The sequence below is a fragment of the Sedimenticola hydrogenitrophicus genome, from assembly GCF_025175675.1.
Lineage (GTDB): Bacteria > Pseudomonadota > Gammaproteobacteria > Chromatiales > Chromatiaceae > Sedimenticola > Sedimenticola hydrogenitrophicus.
In genome coordinates, this window is sequence record NZ_JANIOA010000001.1 from 177,447 (window position 1) to 193,631 (window position 16,185).

Here is a 16,185-nt window from a genome sequence, read left to right on the forward strand (position 1 = left end):
CCTTCGGGCCGACTTTCAGTCGTTCAACGCGCTTCGCGCTTTTGTCCGGCATTCCCGAAAATGACGATTTCTGTAGTTTCTGGGTAGGCACTACCTAGTCAATTCAATGTAACAACCCCTAAGCGGAGGCAATAACGATGGAAACAAAACTGAAGGTAACCGGCATGACCTGCATGCACTGCGTCGGCGCGGTAAAGAAGGCCCTGGAACAGATTCCAGGCGTCGAGGCGGCGGACGTCAGCCTGGAGCAGGCCCAGGCCGTGGTGACCGGGAGTGCCGATGTCGCATCCCTGGTGGCGGCGATCACGGAGGAGGGATACAGCGCCGAGGCGCAATAACACCCCGGCCGCAAGCCGGGCGGAGGGCCCTCCCGGTTCCGGGAAGGGCCCTCCCGGTTCCGGGAAGGGCCCTCCGTTCAGCGGGGGTTTGCACAATTGTTCAGAATTCGCGGTAGAGGGGCTGGCACCTTCTGTCGAGGGACGCCGTTAACCCATCCATGGGGGCTCGCTGCCGCCATCCCTGGCGGCAGACGCCCTCGGCAGAAGGCACCAGCCCCTCTGGACAAACGTGTAATGCTCCCCGTTCAGCGCCCCTCCCATCGCTCCCCCCCAGGCAACTCCCCAAATTTCAGAGGGTTGTCTCTTCGCCCGGCCGTGCGACACTGGGCCCATGAAGCTCAGCAACAGCTATTCCGAACTGCCCGGGAATTTTTACGCCCACGTCCAAACCGCCCCGGCCCCCAAGCCCCACCTACTGGCCTGGAATGAGGACCTTGCCCGGCACCTCGACCTGGATGAACTGACGCAGGACAGAGCGCACCTGGCGCGTATCTTCAGCGGCAGCGAACCCCTGCCCGGTGGCGTCACCATCGCCATCGCCTATGCCGGCCACCAGTTCGGCAATTTCGTGCCCCAACTGGGCGATGGACGGGCCGCCCTGATCGCGGAGGCGATCAGCCCCGTCGATGGTCGCGCCTACGATATCCAGCTCAAGGGGTCCGGCCTGACCCCCTTCTCGCGCAATGGCGATGGCAAGTCTCCGCTGGGACCGGTGATCCGCGAGTACCTGGTCAGCGAGGCCATGCACCGGCTGGGCGTTCCCACCACCCGCTCCCTGGCCGCCGTCGCCAGTGGTGGGAGGGTCATGCGCGACCGGATCCATCCCGGTGGTGTTCTGACCCGGGTGGCCGCCAGCCACCTCCGGGTGGGTACCTTTGAATACTTCGCCGCGCGCAACGACCGGGACGCACTGCAAAGTCTCGCCGACTACGCCATGGCACGCCACTATCCCGAAGCCGTAGCGGCCGAACGCCCGCTGCTGGCCTTCTTCTCGGCGGTGGTTGCCGCCCAGGCCAGGCTTGTCGCGCACTGGATGGCGCTGGGATTTATTCACGGCGTCATGAATACCGACAACACGGCCATCTCGGGGGAGACCCTGGACTACGGCCCCTGCGCCTTCATGGACGAATTCCATATCGACAAGGTGTTCAGCTCGATCGATCACAGCGGCCGCTACGCCTACGGCCGGCAGGCGCACATGGCGCAATGGAACCTGGCTCGACTGGCCGAATGCCTGATGCTGCTGGATGGCACGGTGGATGAGTATGAAACCCTCCTGTCGGCCTTTCAGGGGGATTTCGAGGCCCGCTACGCGGCGTTGATGTGCCGGAAACTGGGTTTCCCGGAGCCCATCGAAGAACATCAGGAATTGGTGACTGCCTGGCTGCAACGACTGCAGAACGAACAACTGGATTACACCCAAAGCTTCCGTCAACTGGCCTCAAGACTGGACGCCAATGACCCACCCCTGTTTGATGATTTTGAGGCGCGTTGGCTGCAACAGATCGACCGGCAGCCCGGAGGCCGCGAGCAGGCGGCCCGGATCATGGCGACCAGCAACCCCCGGTTCATCCCGCGCAACCACCAGGTGGAGCGTGCCATCCAGGCCGCCTATGAGGATGACTTGAGCATATTCAACGAACTTCAACAGGTACTGTCGGCTCCGTTCCAGGAACACCCCGGTCTTGAGCACTACGCCCTGCCGCCCGAGAATCATGAACGGGTGCTGGCGACCTTTTGTGGAACCTAAGAATGCTTCAATTTGATGTCGCCCAATTCCAAACCGCTTTTGTAGGGTGGATAAGCCGGTAGGCGCATGCCATCCTCAGGTCCGTAAACGGTACATCCATGTACCACTCCTCACCATTGCTTGGTACATCAATGCACCGTTCACGGACCCGAGCCAAGGGTGGGTACGCTTTTAGTGCCCACGCGGAAGGTATTGAGGGGCAGAAAGGTGGGCAAAAACACGTACCCACCCTACGCGCTGGCTTTAACACTCAGCTAATGGTCGCGATCCATTCCCAACGCTGGAAGAACTGACTACTCCGGTTGCTATCCTGCAAGTTGCCCTGAACGGCATAATCAAAATCACGGTGGCCCTGCAGAATATTGAACTGCTCCGCGATGTAGCGCCGGACATCCGGTTCCGCCTCCGCAATCTCACTGGCCAGCGTCTCGCGGCCATCGACCAGATTGATAATATCTTCCATATCATGACTACTCATCGGATCATTGCCGCCGCGGCCCCGATAGGCTTCAAGCTTGGTGGCTACGAAATAGGCTGGTGCCAACAAATTGATGGTTATCGATGCATTCAGTGGAAACAGCTCGGCATGCTCGATGGCCTTGCGGTACCAGCGGTTGCTGAAACCGAGTATGCGCTCATCATCAGGCATGAAGTCCACTTTCAATGCTCCCAGCCGCATTCGGCAGATCACATCGTCCTGCATGCTCGCCCTGAATCCACGAGCATGCAGCTTCCTCTGCCATGCTTGCCACTGGGCCTGCCCCCCACATGGACAATAAGATCCACGTCCTCGGTGAATCGCACCGCCTGTCGGGTAATGGGATCGGTGATCAGAAATGCCGTCGTGCTGCCACCGACGAAGGCTACATGCGCCAACAACTCCTGCCCCAGGGCTTCCGCCACCGGCAACAGCATTTCCAACATTTGTTGAGGTACATCCCTCATGCCTCAAGCCGCTTTTTCAACAACTGTTGCGCTACCCGGGATTCACGCGGTTTACCCAGGCGAATGGCATCCACCAGCGCCAGTAGGTCGTAAAGATCCGGGTCGCGCCGGGCGGCATCGGGGACACTCCTGAACAGCGGTTTCAATTCCTGACCCCGTTTATCCCCCTGGGGATCGGGCCATACGAAGATGTGTTCATCCATACTCACCAACTCTCCCTTCAACACCGGCGCCGCTGTCGCTGTGGGCATCCCCCGTACCAGCGGGCCGGGTTTGACCGGAAATACGTACTTCAAACCATGAACAATAAACTCCGCCAATGCACCAACATTTGCCCTTGGCACACCACTTTTGTGATCCTTGACAATCAGGCCGGCATCAACGCTGCGATTGATGGAAGCGTTTACCTCACTTTTGCTAATACCCAATGCGCTCTCCAGCCCGCGCGCGCTGAACAGATCGGCCCTGCCCTTTTCAGGCGGCACGAGGGTATCACCCCTCCTATGGAGGAGCGCCAATTTCAGGAGAATCACAATATCCTGGCTTTTCAAAGGATCGCCTCATTATATCCCGTGTCCACGGACAGAGGACACTTTAGTACAGAAATGGCCAACGAGGCAAGTTTCAAAATTCGGCCATCTGGGCCATCACGAACTGGCGGTCTGTTCAATCCAGGACAGGGGTCGGAGTCAAATGGCACTTACTTAAGCCAAGAACCACCGTCATCCCGGCGCAGGCCGGGATCCAGATTACTAAATGGTAGCGGTATTCCTGGATTATTCGCTTCGCTCACCCTTCGGGCCGACTTTCAGTCGTTCAAAGCGCTTCGCGCTTTAGTCCGGCCTGCGCCGGAATGACGAAAACCCTGCAATTCGCCTTAAGTAAGTACCATTCGGGTCGGAGCCCACGCATGCCGGCACTGCCCTCAACCGCTGCAACGGGGACGCAGACGCCCGCCGAATCAATTACCAAACACGCCCTTGAGCTTGTCCATAAAGCCACCCACTTCGCTCCCCTTCTGGTCCGACGGCTTCGAGCCGCCACCGGAACCACCCCCGGCCAACGCTGTTTGGCACGGATTGTCATCGGAGGTAGCCTTGTTCCAGAGTCCCTCCAGCAGCAGCGAGGTGCCGCCGGTGGCGATCGCCCCGTACAGTTTCAGGCCGGCCTTGGCGGTGCCCTTGGCATCCAGTCCCATCTCGGGCCGGCTGAGGGGCCCCGTCAACCGGGCCGCGCTGACCAGGTCGCCGGCGGTAATCCCCAGGTCCGCGGTATCGCCCCGGGGCATCGGCTTGAACCCGACGTCCAGCAGCTCGTTTTTCAGGTCGATGGTGCCGGCACTGACGATACTCATCTGCCGGGTCAGTATGGCGACCCGCTTGTCATATTCGGCCACGCCATTGCTGAATTGCAGGTTGACCACCGCGCACTCCATTTCGGTGTAGGGCTCTTTATCGGCTAACGGGTTAAGCGCCCTGAAAAGCTGGTTCAGCAGGTCGCCGCCCACCAGGTCGAGATGGCGGTTATTGATATTTCCCTCGCCGACACTGATCAACAGTCGACCGTTCAGGCCCCCCATCAGGGCGGCGACGGATTCGCCCCGGGCCTTCAGGTCGATATCGATAGAGGCCGGCCCCTGCTGCAGTGGCGCCTCTTCGCGGGAGCCGAGCAGTAGCGTCCCGAGCACCACATCCTTACCTTCAAGACGCAGGGCCAGAGAAGCGGGACTGCGGCTGCCGTTCAACTCGGCACTTCCGGTCACCCGGCCGCCACCGGCCAGCATTGCCAGCGGCTGGATGGTGAGCACGCCGCCTTCAAGTCGCAGGGTGGCATCCAGATCGTTCAGCGTATAGCGATTACCCAATACCTGCTTGCTACTGAAGCGGACATCGGCCGTGAGACCCTGCGGCGCATCCAGCGGCAGGGGTGCGGCCGAGAAGAGCTTGCCACCGGCCTCCTGTTTATCCTCCTCCTTCTCGTCGCGGCGCAGATCCAGCCGGTCGGTGGCCAGGGTTGCCTCCAGATGGGGTGGCTGCGCGAGCCGGTCGAACATGAGCGACCCGGTCAAGCTGTCCTGGTTGTGGGTGAGCTGGAACCGCTCCAGGGTGATCCGGGATAGCGCCCCGGCAACCTCACCCTCCCCCTGCCACTGCACCTTGCGCTCACCGAGGGCGAGCTTCAGATCGAACCGCAAATCACCCCCGGAGGTCATCGCCGCCAGGCTCTCCAGCTCACCCTCCACGACCACGGGCTCACCGTTGTAGACACCTTCAATGGAGAGGTCAAAGGGAGCGACCAGGGTGTCGGCCGAGGCGTGCAGCCGGTCGATGGTCAGCTCGAGCGGATCGCCCGCCGCCGACAGAAAACGGATCCGGGCAGTCTCGATCAACAGATCGCTAATTTCGGGAAGGGCGACGCCAGCGGACGGCGCGGCCTCACCGGGATCACTTTTCTTGAATTGCCAGTTGGCCTCCCCCTTGGCGTTGCTCTCCAGGAGGATATCGGCCTGCCGCGCGATCAGCCGGGTCACCCGGACATCACCGCCCAGCAGCGGCAACAACTCCACCTGCACCGCCAACTGTCCAATCGAAGCCATCCGCTCCGTCGAACCCCAGGGCGCGTTGGCGAGCGACACCCCGCTGACCTCGATACTGGGGCGGAGCGAAATCGACAGCTCCAGGTCCCCGTCGATCGTCAGCGTGCGCCCGGTCAGCGCCTCCACCTGCGCCACCACCTGGGGCTTGTACTGGTTGAAATCGAGCGACATCAGGATGCCAATCAGCACCAGCGGTGTCAGTATCAGCAGGAGGATCAGGATGCGGAGGATGGTTGTCTTGGTATTCATGGGGGATTCACATTATATTGAATGGTGTTTAATACGCGTAGGGTGGATAAGCTTGCGCATCCACCGGAACATGTTGGAAGCGCCGATACCGTTCTCGGCACGCAGAGTGATGGAAGAACCGGGAACGACGCAATCCATACTTAGGACCTGTCAAGAAATAAAGGTCACATCTTGCTGGTCTTTTCGTCCGCCTTCGGCGTTACGGCAAGACTTACATAGAACGACTATGCGCGCCTTGCCGCGCCTTGAAGGCAAACGAAAATCCGGCGCAATCTGTAACCTTTATTTCTTTCCAGACCCTTACTCGCTCAAATCAATGTCAACAAGGCACTCATGGGCACGCTGCACCCGTGGGCTCTGACAGGGAATAAGGTTAGCGCATGACATCCACTAGTGCTTTTTGCAGTGTCTCAGGCAGCAACTTTGCAGCCGCCTGGTAGTGACGCATAAACTTTCCACCAACACGCTCTGCCGCATCCATGGCTGCCACCACGGCCCCCGGACGAACATCCAGCAGAACCTCCAGTACCTGTCGCGCCTGATCAATATCCTTGGCGGATTTTGCAGCAAATGCCGTCGCACGACGCTGACTGATGACCAGCTTGTGTACGGCAAACCGCGCCGGATCCGGCACGTTGACCAGAATACCCACATCGAACGGAATAACCGCCGGCTGTGGGTCTTCGATCAGGTAGTCGAGATAGCGCAGAGGCTCCGCCACGGCGTTAAAGGCAGGAATCCTGACCGGCCCGGTTCTGGGCTTTCCTCTCTCAGGGGTGAGCAGTTCGACACGGAATTCACCCCCACGCATTTTGTAGCTTGTCGCGGGCTGCTTGGGATTGAGCATGGGAACTTCAACAAATCCCATACCTGAAGTTTCCAACAGCTCCCTTAGATCCACCCTGTTCGAATCTATTGCCACTGGCAACCGGTTATCCACAGCGATATCTACATCACGGGTTGAAAACTGCCCATCCCAGGCAACGCCCAACAATGCGCCCAGGGTTCGAAAGGCAGGCGTACCAACAAGCACACCACCGGCCAGAAACACGCCCCCCCGCTCGAGCATGCGAAGTATGCGACCTTCCTGCGGCGTGGGGCCAGCCACGCCACCAGCCAGTACCATGTTGACAAGACGGGCCCGGGTCGGCCGCGAGGCCGCAGCCTCTGTCCACAATGCCTTTTCCTTGTCGATCAGTGCCTGGGTATTCTCATCATCAGGCCCCAGGTATCGCTGCATCGGTACGCTACCCACCTTTGCCGACACATAAACATAGCTGCGGCCGTTGATTTTCTTGCGGGTAAACGAGAGTCCCTTGCCATCGAACGCCGGACTGAGACTGGCCCCAAGCAGATCGCTGTAGGCATTGACTACCGCTTGATCAAGTAATTGCACCAACCTTTATACTCCATTTGTCACCAAACAGGAGTATAGCAACAGGAAACGAGGAGACCCAGCACTCCTTGAGGGTACCAAAAATCGCCTGCCGCGCTTACCAACTATCGCCAATCCGGTCGTCCCGGTAACGCCTGACGATATCTCCGGGCCGGAGCTTAGGGCTCGCGCAAGAATAATTTCGCAGTACCGAGGACGTAACTGGGCCACGCTGGCAAGGCATGCTTTGCAGGCAATGGCCGCTCCCTTGCCAAAAAGCGTAACGCCGCCAGCGGGGTCCAGTTGCGACCGAATACCGAAACTTATTCTTGCGCGAGCCCTTAAGCCCATCATGCGACTGAACGGTCACGCACGCTTCGCATACCATCGAAAACCGGGCCGGCAATGCTATCCGGAAAATCTCCCGGTATAAGGCCCGATACTTGCCTGATAACCTCATCCACCGAATCCATCATCTCGACAACCAGCCGCTGTGCCGTCTTTTCATTGAAACCTACCCGCCTGGCTGTACTGGCGAAGTGCCGCGGCTGAATATCTGCCCAACGATAGTGACGGTTACGCCCGCTCAGCGCCATTGCCATCCTGATCTTCTGTCTCTGCAACTGCCTGGAGGCCAACAGGGGGTGAGCCGACATGATGTCGTAGAGCGGCGTCAGACGGAATCGTCCCTCCGCTTCAATAAACACACTGAAATTTTTCGCATGCCCGTCGATGCCCGCCAATAACCAGAACAGCACCTGGCTTTTGAAGAACAGTGCCCGGTCGCGCTTCGGCTCCCGTGATTGCTGGAGAAACCGCATGATCCGCTCAATGCCCGGCCCGCCATCACTTTCATACTTGATGTTGGGTGAAACACCAGCGACCGGGTCTTGCTCACCACGGCTCACTCCATTGTTCCTTATCCCCGTCGACCACGGATTCACTTTTCGACACGAGATGCAGCTCAAGATCCAGTGTGGAAAGGAGTCGAAACAGGGTATTCAGGCGCACGTTATCGGGCCTGGTCTCAAATTTTGAGACGGTATCCTGGCGAATAACCACTTCTTCCGCCACCTCGGTTTGCGACAGGCCACGCGCCTTACGCAGGTCCCGGTAGTATGCCGCCAGATCTTTCGGGGAATGAATCAGCATGATGGGCTTCTCCGTGCCGGAAGACTCGGCACCATTTTACACGCGACTGCAGGTATTGATGAATATATACGCTATTGCGTGTAAAAACAATAATACACGCTTTTGCGTGTATTAAGTGGATTGCGGGGGCCTTGGCGATCCGCGCGCTACCCCCATCGACTTCAATTGGGTGACAAGGGGCGCGCTACAAACTGATATTCCAACATCTAGGGTTCCCTCCACATAAATTCATCCGGTGACCAGTTCGCGTCGAACGCTTGATCTTGGGCGATGGCCTCATAGGCCGGCAGGAGCAGCTGGATCAAATCCGCAATGACTACTTTAAATTCAACTGCAGGCTCCATTTCGTTCTTCTTTTCAAAGGCCTGCCACTGAGTTTGCTTGTCGGTGTCCGTGGCGAACGTCTCACTCAACACGAACAACGGCGCATTACGGATCCCGGTTTTGCGACGCTCAAAGGTAGCGGCAATAGCCTGGCACAGTAGGCCACCCTCCAATGGCATGGTCTTGGCAATGGTGCGGATATCGAAGAAGTCCTTCATGCGGCTGTTGGCCTGCCCCAACATCACCATGGCCTGAAACTTTTCGGCAATCACACTATAGACGGAGTAGATCCGCAGCTGTGGCGCGGGCAGATCGAGAAAACTCGGCAGTTGTGCCTTTTCGGCGGGCGGCACCACCGCGTCGCCATAGCCGACATCGGCCTGAAAAGGAACACGTGCTGTGCCCAGGTTGGCAACTCCGGTAACACGCACCCCCGGATACTCGGCATCCCCTTTGATCTCCACGCCGGCAACCGAAGCACCATCAAAGTCAAGGCCATCGTCTTCCCCGATCGCGGTAATACGCCGGAACACCTCCACCAGGAGTGGGACATCGTGTGCATCGAAGCTGAGCAGGTCTATATCGCGTGTTGGGCGATGAGATTCCTCGTTCCATATCCGGAAGAGCAGCGCCCCCTTGAGCAGAAACTGATCGGCATATTCACTGCGACTGAGACGATAGAGCAGACGCTGCATCACATACTGGCGCAGCACATAGTCGAAATCCTCGCCCCGTGCACGGGCCAGCGTCAGCAGTCGAGCCCTAACCGAAGCGGCCATATTCTTGGGCATCAGCAGGTTCCCTCCATCACACCAGGCTCTCCAGATAGGGCTGCATCACTCTCTTGACACGGCAGATCTCCGCATAGCGCATTAGCTCGTCCATGGTGAATTTGCGAGCAGACCACCCCTCGCGCAGGGCCTCCAGAGCGACATCCAGACCGATCTTATTACGGTACTTGAAGCAATCGGCCACAGTTTTGGCGGGAGTGAAGACCTTGATCTCCACGCCCCCGATATCGTGGCTCTCCACACCAGCCCGAAGCGCTTCGCCCGACATGGTAACAAAGCGCACCGGGGGGTAGCTGATCTCGGGTCGCCAAGCCTTGCGGTCGATGGCCAGCCAAATCTTGCTGGGGTTTTGGGTGGTCAGGTCATGAAAACTTAGCGCCGACAGCAGCGCCACAACCGACTTGGGGGCCTTCTTGGCGACCTCGACCAGGGAGTGAAAACGCCCAAGATCTTTCTCCGGCCACTGGTACAGCCCACGACCTATTTTTTCGATAATACCTTGATTAGCCAGACGATTAAGATAGGAGCGCGGCAGCCCAAGCCGGTCCATATCCCTGGGCCGCACCACGGAGTGGGCCTTTAGATAGGCCACCACTTGCTGCATTTTGGTATCTGAGGAAGCTCGCATGTCACATTACCTAGGCTCATGTGATTATATGCCTATGTTTTGTGACATTCTAGTGTTCTTAGGAACACTTCTTTAGCTGCCATCAGCCAGCAGCCCACCGATCACTGGTATGCCAGCATCGGTAACAACACCCGCGCCGACGCCATCCTCAACCGGCTGATGTACTTCGCCAACCGCCTCCAACGCAAGGGTGAGTCGACGCACAAGATCCTTTGGAACTTGACCGCAGATGACCACTTGGACTCATAATCCATCAGTATGATGCGTTAGAGAAACCGGTGTTCATGTTCATCCGGAATCGGTGTTCAACTTCACCGGAATACGCGATACCACCAAGAGCAAACAGCATCGGAGTTCATTATTGTTGTATAGGTATATTTCTATGCCATATATTTAGTCACCAGGGCTGAGATTAATAGTAAATAGAGTGGATTATCCAGAGTTCAAAAAACTAGTTTTGGCGCTCGAAGCCGGAAAACAGTTACCTGATGCAGTGTATTTGCACAAAACCGCATTAGAGACAGCCTCCAATGCCCTGTTCAACCTGACTTACACTATGGCGACGGGATTAAAGATCGCCGATAATTCGTGGAATATCGCGAAGTTTAACAAACGCGATTTCAAGATCACGTTACTCCACTACCCGCAATTCGATAGCTATGCCTATCCGGCATTACATGAAAGTCATACGATTGACTTGTCGAAGTTTTCAGTACGAAAAGCCAACTACTCCTCTTCAGATAATCCTCCCATCCTGCACCGAAAGGAAACCTTTGTCTTAAAAGACTACCCCCTCTTCAAATACTTTGAGGAGATTACCAAGGAGGGAGAAGCCGCCAACCTTTATGAAAAACCACGCACGATCGGCTTTAAGACAAGTTGGGAAAGACTTATCAGAAGCAAGGGGTATTTTCTGGATGACTCAGGGCGTCTACACCGGCGCACCGAGTTAGCCAATCAAAATATTGATGTTGCTCTTCCATCCAACAAAATAGAGCGACATAAAACCGCCATTGATCGCAATCAACTCTCTGCGCCCATGCAGATCCTAGCTCGCCATGGCTATTTTTATGGAGAACACTCAGTACTCGATTACGGTTGCGGCAAAGGTGACGATGTGAGGGAACTTGAGGCCCATGGGATTGATGCATCGGGCTGGGATCCAGTGCACAATCCTGAGGGCGACCTAGAAACCAGCGACATTGTAAACCTGGGCTTTGTACTCAATGTAATTGAAGACATAGAAGAGCGGAATGAAACCCTCAGACGCGCCTATGGGTATGCAACCAAAATATTGATCGTCTCAGTGATGGTCGCAGGTGAAAGCACCATTCAGCAATTTACCCCCTATAAAGATGGCATTATCACCTCCCGCAATACCTTCCAACGTTACTACGCCCAAGCCGAGTTCAAAGAGTATGTGGAATCCACGCTCAATGTAAACGCCATTGCTGTTGGTCAAGGCATTTTTATTGTCTTTAGAGATGAGCTGGAAGAACAACATTTTCTGCTTGAGCGTCAACACGTCAAGCGGGATTGGCAGCAGAAGACCCAGCGCGAACTAAAGACTGACACAAATACCATCACAATTGACACCATCGAAAAGCACCAGGAGTTGTTTGATCACTTCTGGGATACCACACTTGACCTCGGGCGTATCCCAGCAAACTCAGAGTTTGAGTTCAGTGTGAGAATTCGCACAGTTGCCGGATCACATAAAAAAGCCATCGAAGCATTACTAGAACAGCGAGGAAAGAATCTTTATCTTGAGGCACAACAGGCACGCATCAATGATCTCCTTGTCTATTTCGCGCTTTCACAGTTTGAGAAGCGCAAGCCCTACTCTCAAATGCCAGAAGGATTAAAACGCGACATCAAAGTCTTTTTTGAAAATTATAAAGAAGCACTAGATGAAGCCACACGACTGCTCTTTAGTGTAGGAGAACCCTACGTCATAGAAGAAGTTGCAAACAGGGCCTATAAACTATTTCTAATAGGCGAGTTCAATGAGGGACATTCATGGATCATCCCTAAAGAGTTATTGACAGAATTACCCCCAGAACTCCGTATATACGTTGGCTGCGCATGCCAAATCTACGGTGATCTAGAGGGAATTCATCTAATCAAGATTCACTTCACATCAGGGAAAGTATCTCTGCTGCGTTATGATGATTTCGAAAAAAAGGAACCTTTGCTAATTCAACGAATAAAAATAAAAATCAGAGATCTTGATGTTGACTTTTTTGAATATGTGGATAACTTCGCCCCTCCGCCTCTAATGAACAAAAGCGTTTTCTATTGATACCCTTTGATCATTGGCCGACACGGAGTTTGAACACCTTCAAACCGTGTTGAATGAGATGACGTATTATCACTTTAATGATCGAATCAGAGACCCATCATTCGTTATTTAATTGCCTCTAACAATCTCTTCTTCTTTTTTCGTAAATAAACAGCATTTGACGGATCACGCTCTACAAATATCTGTTTTATTGGATGAGCCCATAGTTTTCTCAGCTCGTTTAGTTTTACAATCCAAGCTGTGGCCCTTTCTTTCCCGCTTTCTTCCGAAACCTGTTCCATGAGATCTCCGCATAGATTCCAGTTATTTTTTACTACCTCTTTAAAATCAATAAGAGTCATATAGGCTTCTGGCGGCAAATTCTCTCTAGCCCCCTCTTCTTCCCTTCTACTTTGGCACTGAATTCGAATTCGTTGAGGAATACCATCTGTCCACCATTTTTCAGAATAACATTCCTTTAGGGTATCCAATAACCACTCAAAAAGTAGAACTTCAATTTCTTCAATTATTTTCCCATCATTTACTGATGCCTCCCGGTCACTTTCTTGATCATCAATGTCGAGTAACATCATATTCAGAGGGGAAGCTTTACTAAGTTGCTCAAACGTATTGTAACCTTGCATAAAACACTTATAGATGCTTTCACATGCTTGTTCTACGCCGGGCGGTATTTTTATGCTAGGAGGTACAAATGATGAAACTATATTCCAATTAGGATCTAAAGCTAAATACTGCTCTGTCAATAACTGAGATATTAAAGCTTCAAATAGTTGACGAACTTTCTTTGTCTCTCCATCAAATCCAAAGTCATCCTCACTCCCTGGGAGCTTTGCTGCAACAACAAAATATGGTGCAGTGAGTCGTTGGATACCTGCTAATTTCTGGGCATTTTGCCGCAACGTACTCGTGCTGTATGGCCCGAAATGTCTGCCTAACCTAACTATCAGACCTCCTAAATCATAGGTTTCCCCAACGTAAACCACTTTCTGTTTTTGGGCAGCAATGATGTAGAGCCAAGGCATTTGGGCCGTAATATCCAAATACTTAGATACTGAACCACTGTAATGCACTACAGGTTTATATACGTGTCCGTTCAATACAAACTTCCTTATTCTTCAGGCAGATTACCGTTCTCTATTGATTTTAACTCAATACTTAGAGTCTCTGCCAAATCCTCCCCAATTGCACTGGCTTTCCTTCGAAAACGCTCGAATACTTTATCCATAGCTGTTGAACTCACATCTTGCCAAGTAGTAGATCTCATCTCTAGCTCCGCCCTAGCAAGAATCGCAAAAAGCTGATAAACAATCAGGGCTATTTTTGGATCTTCCTCAGATTGTGAAGCGGCTTCAGATACCCAAGAATGCATCTTATTAACCAACGTTTCCGCTCGGCCCAATTCGGTCGCAGCGTAAGGCAACCACATTGAGTTTGCCTTAAGCCCCTCAACAAACACAATCGCATTCTTTTCTTCAGCTCTTTTGCATAAATCTTCAATAGAGATTGATTTATCTTGAATTGCTTCTTCTGTCATCTTGCTTAACTTCTGCTGCAATTCCTTCCTTGTTTGAATTTGTTCCTCCGAAGTCAAAGTAGTGCCTGGAGAATAAGATAAATCAGCTACGGGTGTGGAAGCGATGCTCTTATTAGCAATGTCGTCTTTTGTATCCTTTTTCCATTCAGAATATCTTTTCCCCGCTGCTTTCCATGCATCAATACTTTTTGTTTGATAGTTACTTATTAATGTCTTTAGCTTATTACGAGCTGCTTTTGGAAGGCGTACATGACGTTTTTTAACATCTAATGCAAGTACACTATCTGCCTTTTCATCGAACATCAGCCTCCCTCTAAATGCCCAAGCTTGGGTTTGTCTTGAAATTAACCCATGAAATCTTTCTGCCATTACAATAATTCGTTTATTTCTATATATAAAAAACCCATGCCTTGGCTTAGCGGTATATGGTTCCGATTCAATTTGGTACTTTTCTCGAGCTGATTCTCTACTCTCTCCAATTATCTCGAATGTAGGAGGATGAACTAAGTGTGTCGCAGCAATTTCGCAAACAGCATTATCACCAAGAGCTAATGTTTGATGTGCTAGTAACGTCTTCGGGCTACGTCCATCCCAATCTGATGGAACAGTCAGAGATCCATTCTCAGAAGCTTCCTTGAAAAAAAGTGGGTCAATAGGGTCCAGTACTTTCCCGTTAACACTAATGGAAATAGACTTCTCCTCCAATAACATGTGATAGATATTCGAAAAGTACCGCTGCAAGTACTTAACAAAATTAGCGAAAGCTGGTTGAGATTCTACTAATTCAGAAATAAAAAGAACGGTCCCGCTTTCAGAATCATCAACTGAATATTTTTTCCATACTTCCAGCTCACTATCCTGAGCCTCACCCAAGAGTATGTTATACTCCCCTGTATCCTCGACCTCACTACAAGATAAAATTGCACATAATACTTGGTCACAACCTGCTGTCTTGGAGACAAGAGTAATTTTGTCACCAAGCGACAAACCAGCTGATTTTAATCCAATCCCAAATTTTCCCAATGACCCTTTTGGATACGTACGATTACTTCCAAGTGAAAATGCATTAATCAGATTTTCACGATCCATCCCGCAGCCATCATCACTGATAATAAATCCACCCACAGAATCAGATTCACCTTCGATATCGTGCAAGTCCTCCAATATATGAACACATACATTCTCAGATCTAGCATCAATCGAGTTATCTAAAAGATCTGCCAACGCCACTTCCGGATCATAGCCTATACTTGCGATAGCATTTATAAGCCTTCCAGGCTGAGCAGGAACATCTACCTTCTCCATTGTTATCTCCGTGTTCATTGTTGTCAGATTAAAGTGCACAAATCAGGCACGCCTGATCTTCTGGATCATCATCATCCATTTCATTTTTTAATATTTCTTGCCAACTCGAATTACCTTTCTGATTTCCCTTCTTCTCGAAGCGTTCCCGCTCTTCCGCCCGCTTAACAATTTCTTCTAACGTACCAGACTGATGCCACGTATAACCTTTTCCAGATTCAATACGAACACCCGTACTCCAATCAAACTTTCTTTGAGCTACATTTTGCTCCATTTCCAGCGCTTTCTGGAAGAGGTCAGGATGCCGACGCTTGAGGCCAAGCCACTCTTCCTGGCGCTGGAAAAAACAGAAATAGCAGCCTGAGCGACTGCGCCACTTGTAATAGGCTGGGATTCCAACGCTCTCTTCGAGCATCCGGAAAACATCTTCCCGTACAATGCCATCTTCTGCAAAGGGAAACACCGCTGCTATCGTTGATTTCTTGCTGATGTAGCCTTCGCGATTCTCGTCGGCGCGAATTCCAACATAGCTAATGACGGAGTCATCACCGACAAAGGCTTCAAAGGGCTTTATCTTCATAACTCGCGTGCACCATCTTGCACGCACAGATGGAAGCATGTTGTCATGCAGGGTCAGCCAATGTTCGAAATCGCGTCCACTCCCCAGTCGCGTAATGGATTTACCAAGGTAGCCTTCTAATAGATCCAGCGTATCGTAAACCTCTTGAAGCTCCGCACCCGTATCGGTGAAGAAGTACTCCATCTTATCGGCAATCTCCGGGTAGTTGTCCTTAATATAGATAGCTAATGCCGCACTGTCTTTACCACCTGAAATACCCAACACATGGCGGGTATCTTCAGGGGCTTCCAATGCTAATTCATGCCATTTTTTAGCCATA

General features: G+C 52.9%; 15 protein-coding genes and 1 pseudogene. 4 read left to right on the forward strand and 12 right to left on the reverse strand.

The window, feature by feature from the left end; translation table 11 throughout:
• Positions 1-137: 137 nt before the first annotated feature.
• Complete coding sequence (locus NPX02_RS00810) at positions 138-338, forward strand: CopZ family metallochaperone (RefSeq protein WP_260291208.1); 201 nt, start codon at positions 138-140, stop codon at positions 336-338.
• A gap of 331 nt (positions 339-669) precedes the next feature.
• Positions 670-2,088 (forward strand): protein adenylyltransferase SelO, encoded by a 1,419-nt coding sequence (locus tag NPX02_RS00815; protein ID WP_260291210.1) that lies wholly within the window; start codon positions 670-672, stop codon positions 2,086-2,088.
• A gap of 250 nt (positions 2,089-2,338) precedes the next feature.
• On the opposite strand, the gene NPX02_RS00820 is transcribed toward NPX02_RS00815, so the two are convergent.
• The 9 genes from NPX02_RS00820 to NPX02_RS00855 form a co-directional block, all read right to left on the reverse strand.
• Positions 2,339-2,791, reverse strand: coding sequence for a hypothetical protein (locus NPX02_RS00820; protein WP_335342496.1), 453 nt, complete (start codon positions 2,789-2,791; stop codon positions 2,339-2,341).
• Positions 2,776-3,012 (reverse strand): hypothetical protein, encoded by a 237-nt coding sequence (locus tag NPX02_RS21435; protein ID WP_335342497.1) that lies wholly within the window; start codon positions 3,010-3,012, stop codon positions 2,776-2,778. The genes NPX02_RS00820 and NPX02_RS21435 overlap by 16 nt, the downstream gene beginning before the upstream one ends.
• Positions 3,013-3,029: 17 nt before the next feature.
• Positions 3,030-3,584, reverse strand: a complete 555-nt coding sequence (locus NPX02_RS00825) for a hypothetical protein (RefSeq protein ID WP_260291212.1) — start codon at positions 3,582-3,584, stop codon at positions 3,030-3,032.
• Between the two features lie 410 nt (positions 3,585-3,994).
• Positions 3,995-5,878 (reverse strand): AsmA family protein, encoded by a 1,884-nt coding sequence (locus NPX02_RS00830; protein ID WP_260291213.1) that lies wholly within the window; start codon positions 5,876-5,878, stop codon positions 3,995-3,997.
• A 373-nt stretch (positions 5,879-6,251) separates the two neighbouring features.
• Entirely contained in the window at positions 6,252-7,274 is a 1,023-nt protein-coding gene (locus NPX02_RS00835) for a GSU2403 family nucleotidyltransferase fold protein (protein WP_260291214.1), read from the reverse strand.
• Between the two features lie 329 nt (positions 7,275-7,603).
• Positions 7,604-8,161, reverse strand: a complete 558-nt coding sequence (locus tag NPX02_RS00840; protein WP_260291216.1) for a HipA domain-containing protein — start codon at positions 8,159-8,161, stop codon at positions 7,604-7,606.
• Positions 8,148-8,405, reverse strand: a complete 258-nt coding sequence (locus tag NPX02_RS00845) for a helix-turn-helix domain-containing protein (RefSeq protein ID WP_260291217.1) — start codon at positions 8,403-8,405, stop codon at positions 8,148-8,150. The genes NPX02_RS00840 and NPX02_RS00845 overlap by 14 nt, the downstream gene beginning before the upstream one ends.
• Positions 8,406-8,611: 206 nt before the next feature.
• A complete protein-coding gene (locus tag NPX02_RS00850) occupies positions 8,612-9,520 on the reverse strand; it encodes a nucleotidyl transferase AbiEii/AbiGii toxin family protein (protein ID WP_260291218.1) in 909 nt (302 codons plus the stop codon).
• Positions 9,521-9,536: 16 nt separating this feature from the next.
• Complete coding sequence (locus NPX02_RS00855) at positions 9,537-10,148, reverse strand: type IV toxin-antitoxin system AbiEi family antitoxin domain-containing protein (protein WP_260291219.1); 612 nt, start codon at positions 10,146-10,148, stop codon at positions 9,537-9,539.
• Between the two features lie 75 nt (positions 10,149-10,223).
• On the opposite strand from NPX02_RS00855, the pseudogene NPX02_RS21665 reads away from it, so the two are divergent.
• Positions 10,224-10,397, forward strand: a pseudogene (locus NPX02_RS21665) (AAA family ATPase); the annotation flags it as partial.
• Positions 10,398-10,575: 178 nt separating this feature from the next.
• Positions 10,576-12,450 carry a DNA phosphorothioation-associated putative methyltransferase gene (locus NPX02_RS00865; protein ID WP_260291220.1) on the forward strand — a complete coding sequence of 625 codons (1,875 nt, stop codon included), beginning with the start codon at positions 10,576-10,578 and terminating at the stop codon, positions 12,448-12,450.
• Positions 12,451-12,554: 104 nt separating this feature from the next.
• On the opposite strand, the gene NPX02_RS00870 is transcribed toward NPX02_RS00865, so the two are convergent.
• From NPX02_RS00870 to NPX02_RS00880, 3 genes are read right to left on the reverse strand one after another with little or no spacing between them, the layout of a single operon-like run.
• A complete protein-coding gene (locus NPX02_RS00870) occupies positions 12,555-13,547 on the reverse strand; it encodes a hypothetical protein (RefSeq protein WP_260291221.1) in 993 nt (330 codons plus the stop codon).
• Between the two features lie 11 nt (positions 13,548-13,558).
• A complete protein-coding gene (locus NPX02_RS00875; protein ID WP_260291222.1) occupies positions 13,559-15,289 on the reverse strand; it encodes an ATP-binding protein in 1,731 nt (576 codons plus the stop codon).
• A 28-nt stretch (positions 15,290-15,317) separates the two neighbouring features.
• Positions 15,318-16,184 carry a phosphoadenosine phosphosulfate reductase domain-containing protein gene (locus NPX02_RS00880; RefSeq protein ID WP_260291223.1) on the reverse strand — a complete coding sequence of 289 codons (867 nt, stop codon included), beginning with the start codon at positions 16,182-16,184 and terminating at the stop codon, positions 15,318-15,320.
• Position 16,185 lies beyond the last annotated feature (1 nt).

Bases quoted from the DNA above. Each gene is read 5' to 3' on its own strand.
- NPX02_RS00815 (WP_260291210.1), top strand. From the start codon at position 670: ATGAAGCTCAGCAACAGCTATTCCGAACTGCCCGGGAATTTTTACGCC.
- NPX02_RS00875 (WP_260291222.1), bottom strand. From the start codon at position 15,289: ATGGAGAAGGTAGATGTTCCTGCTCAGCCTGGAAGGCTTATAAATGCT.
- NPX02_RS00810 (WP_260291208.1), top strand. From the start codon at position 138: ATGGAAACAAAACTGAAGGTAACCGGCATGACCTGCATGCACTGCGTC.
- NPX02_RS00850 (WP_260291218.1), bottom strand. From the start codon at position 9,520: ATGCCCAAGAATATGGCCGCTTCGGTTAGGGCTCGACTGCTGACGCTG.
- NPX02_RS00820 (WP_335342496.1), bottom strand. From the start codon at position 2,791: ATGCAGGACGATGTGATCTGCCGAATGCGGCTGGGAGCATTGAAAGTG.
- NPX02_RS00855 (WP_260291219.1), bottom strand. From the start codon at position 10,148: ATGCGAGCTTCCTCAGATACCAAAATGCAGCAAGTGGTGGCCTATCTA.
- NPX02_RS00880 (WP_260291223.1), bottom strand. From the start codon at position 16,184: ATGGCTAAAAAATGGCATGAATTAGCATTGGAAGCCCCTGAAGATACC.
- NPX02_RS21435 (WP_335342497.1), bottom strand. From the start codon at position 3,012: ATGTTGGAAATGCTGTTGCCGGTGGCGGAAGCCCTGGGGCAGGAGTTG.
- NPX02_RS00845 (WP_260291217.1), bottom strand. From the start codon at position 8,405: ATGCTGATTCATTCCCCGAAAGATCTGGCGGCATACTACCGGGACCTG.
- NPX02_RS00830 (WP_260291213.1), bottom strand. From the start codon at position 5,878: ATGAATACCAAGACAACCATCCTCCGCATCCTGATCCTCCTGCTGATA.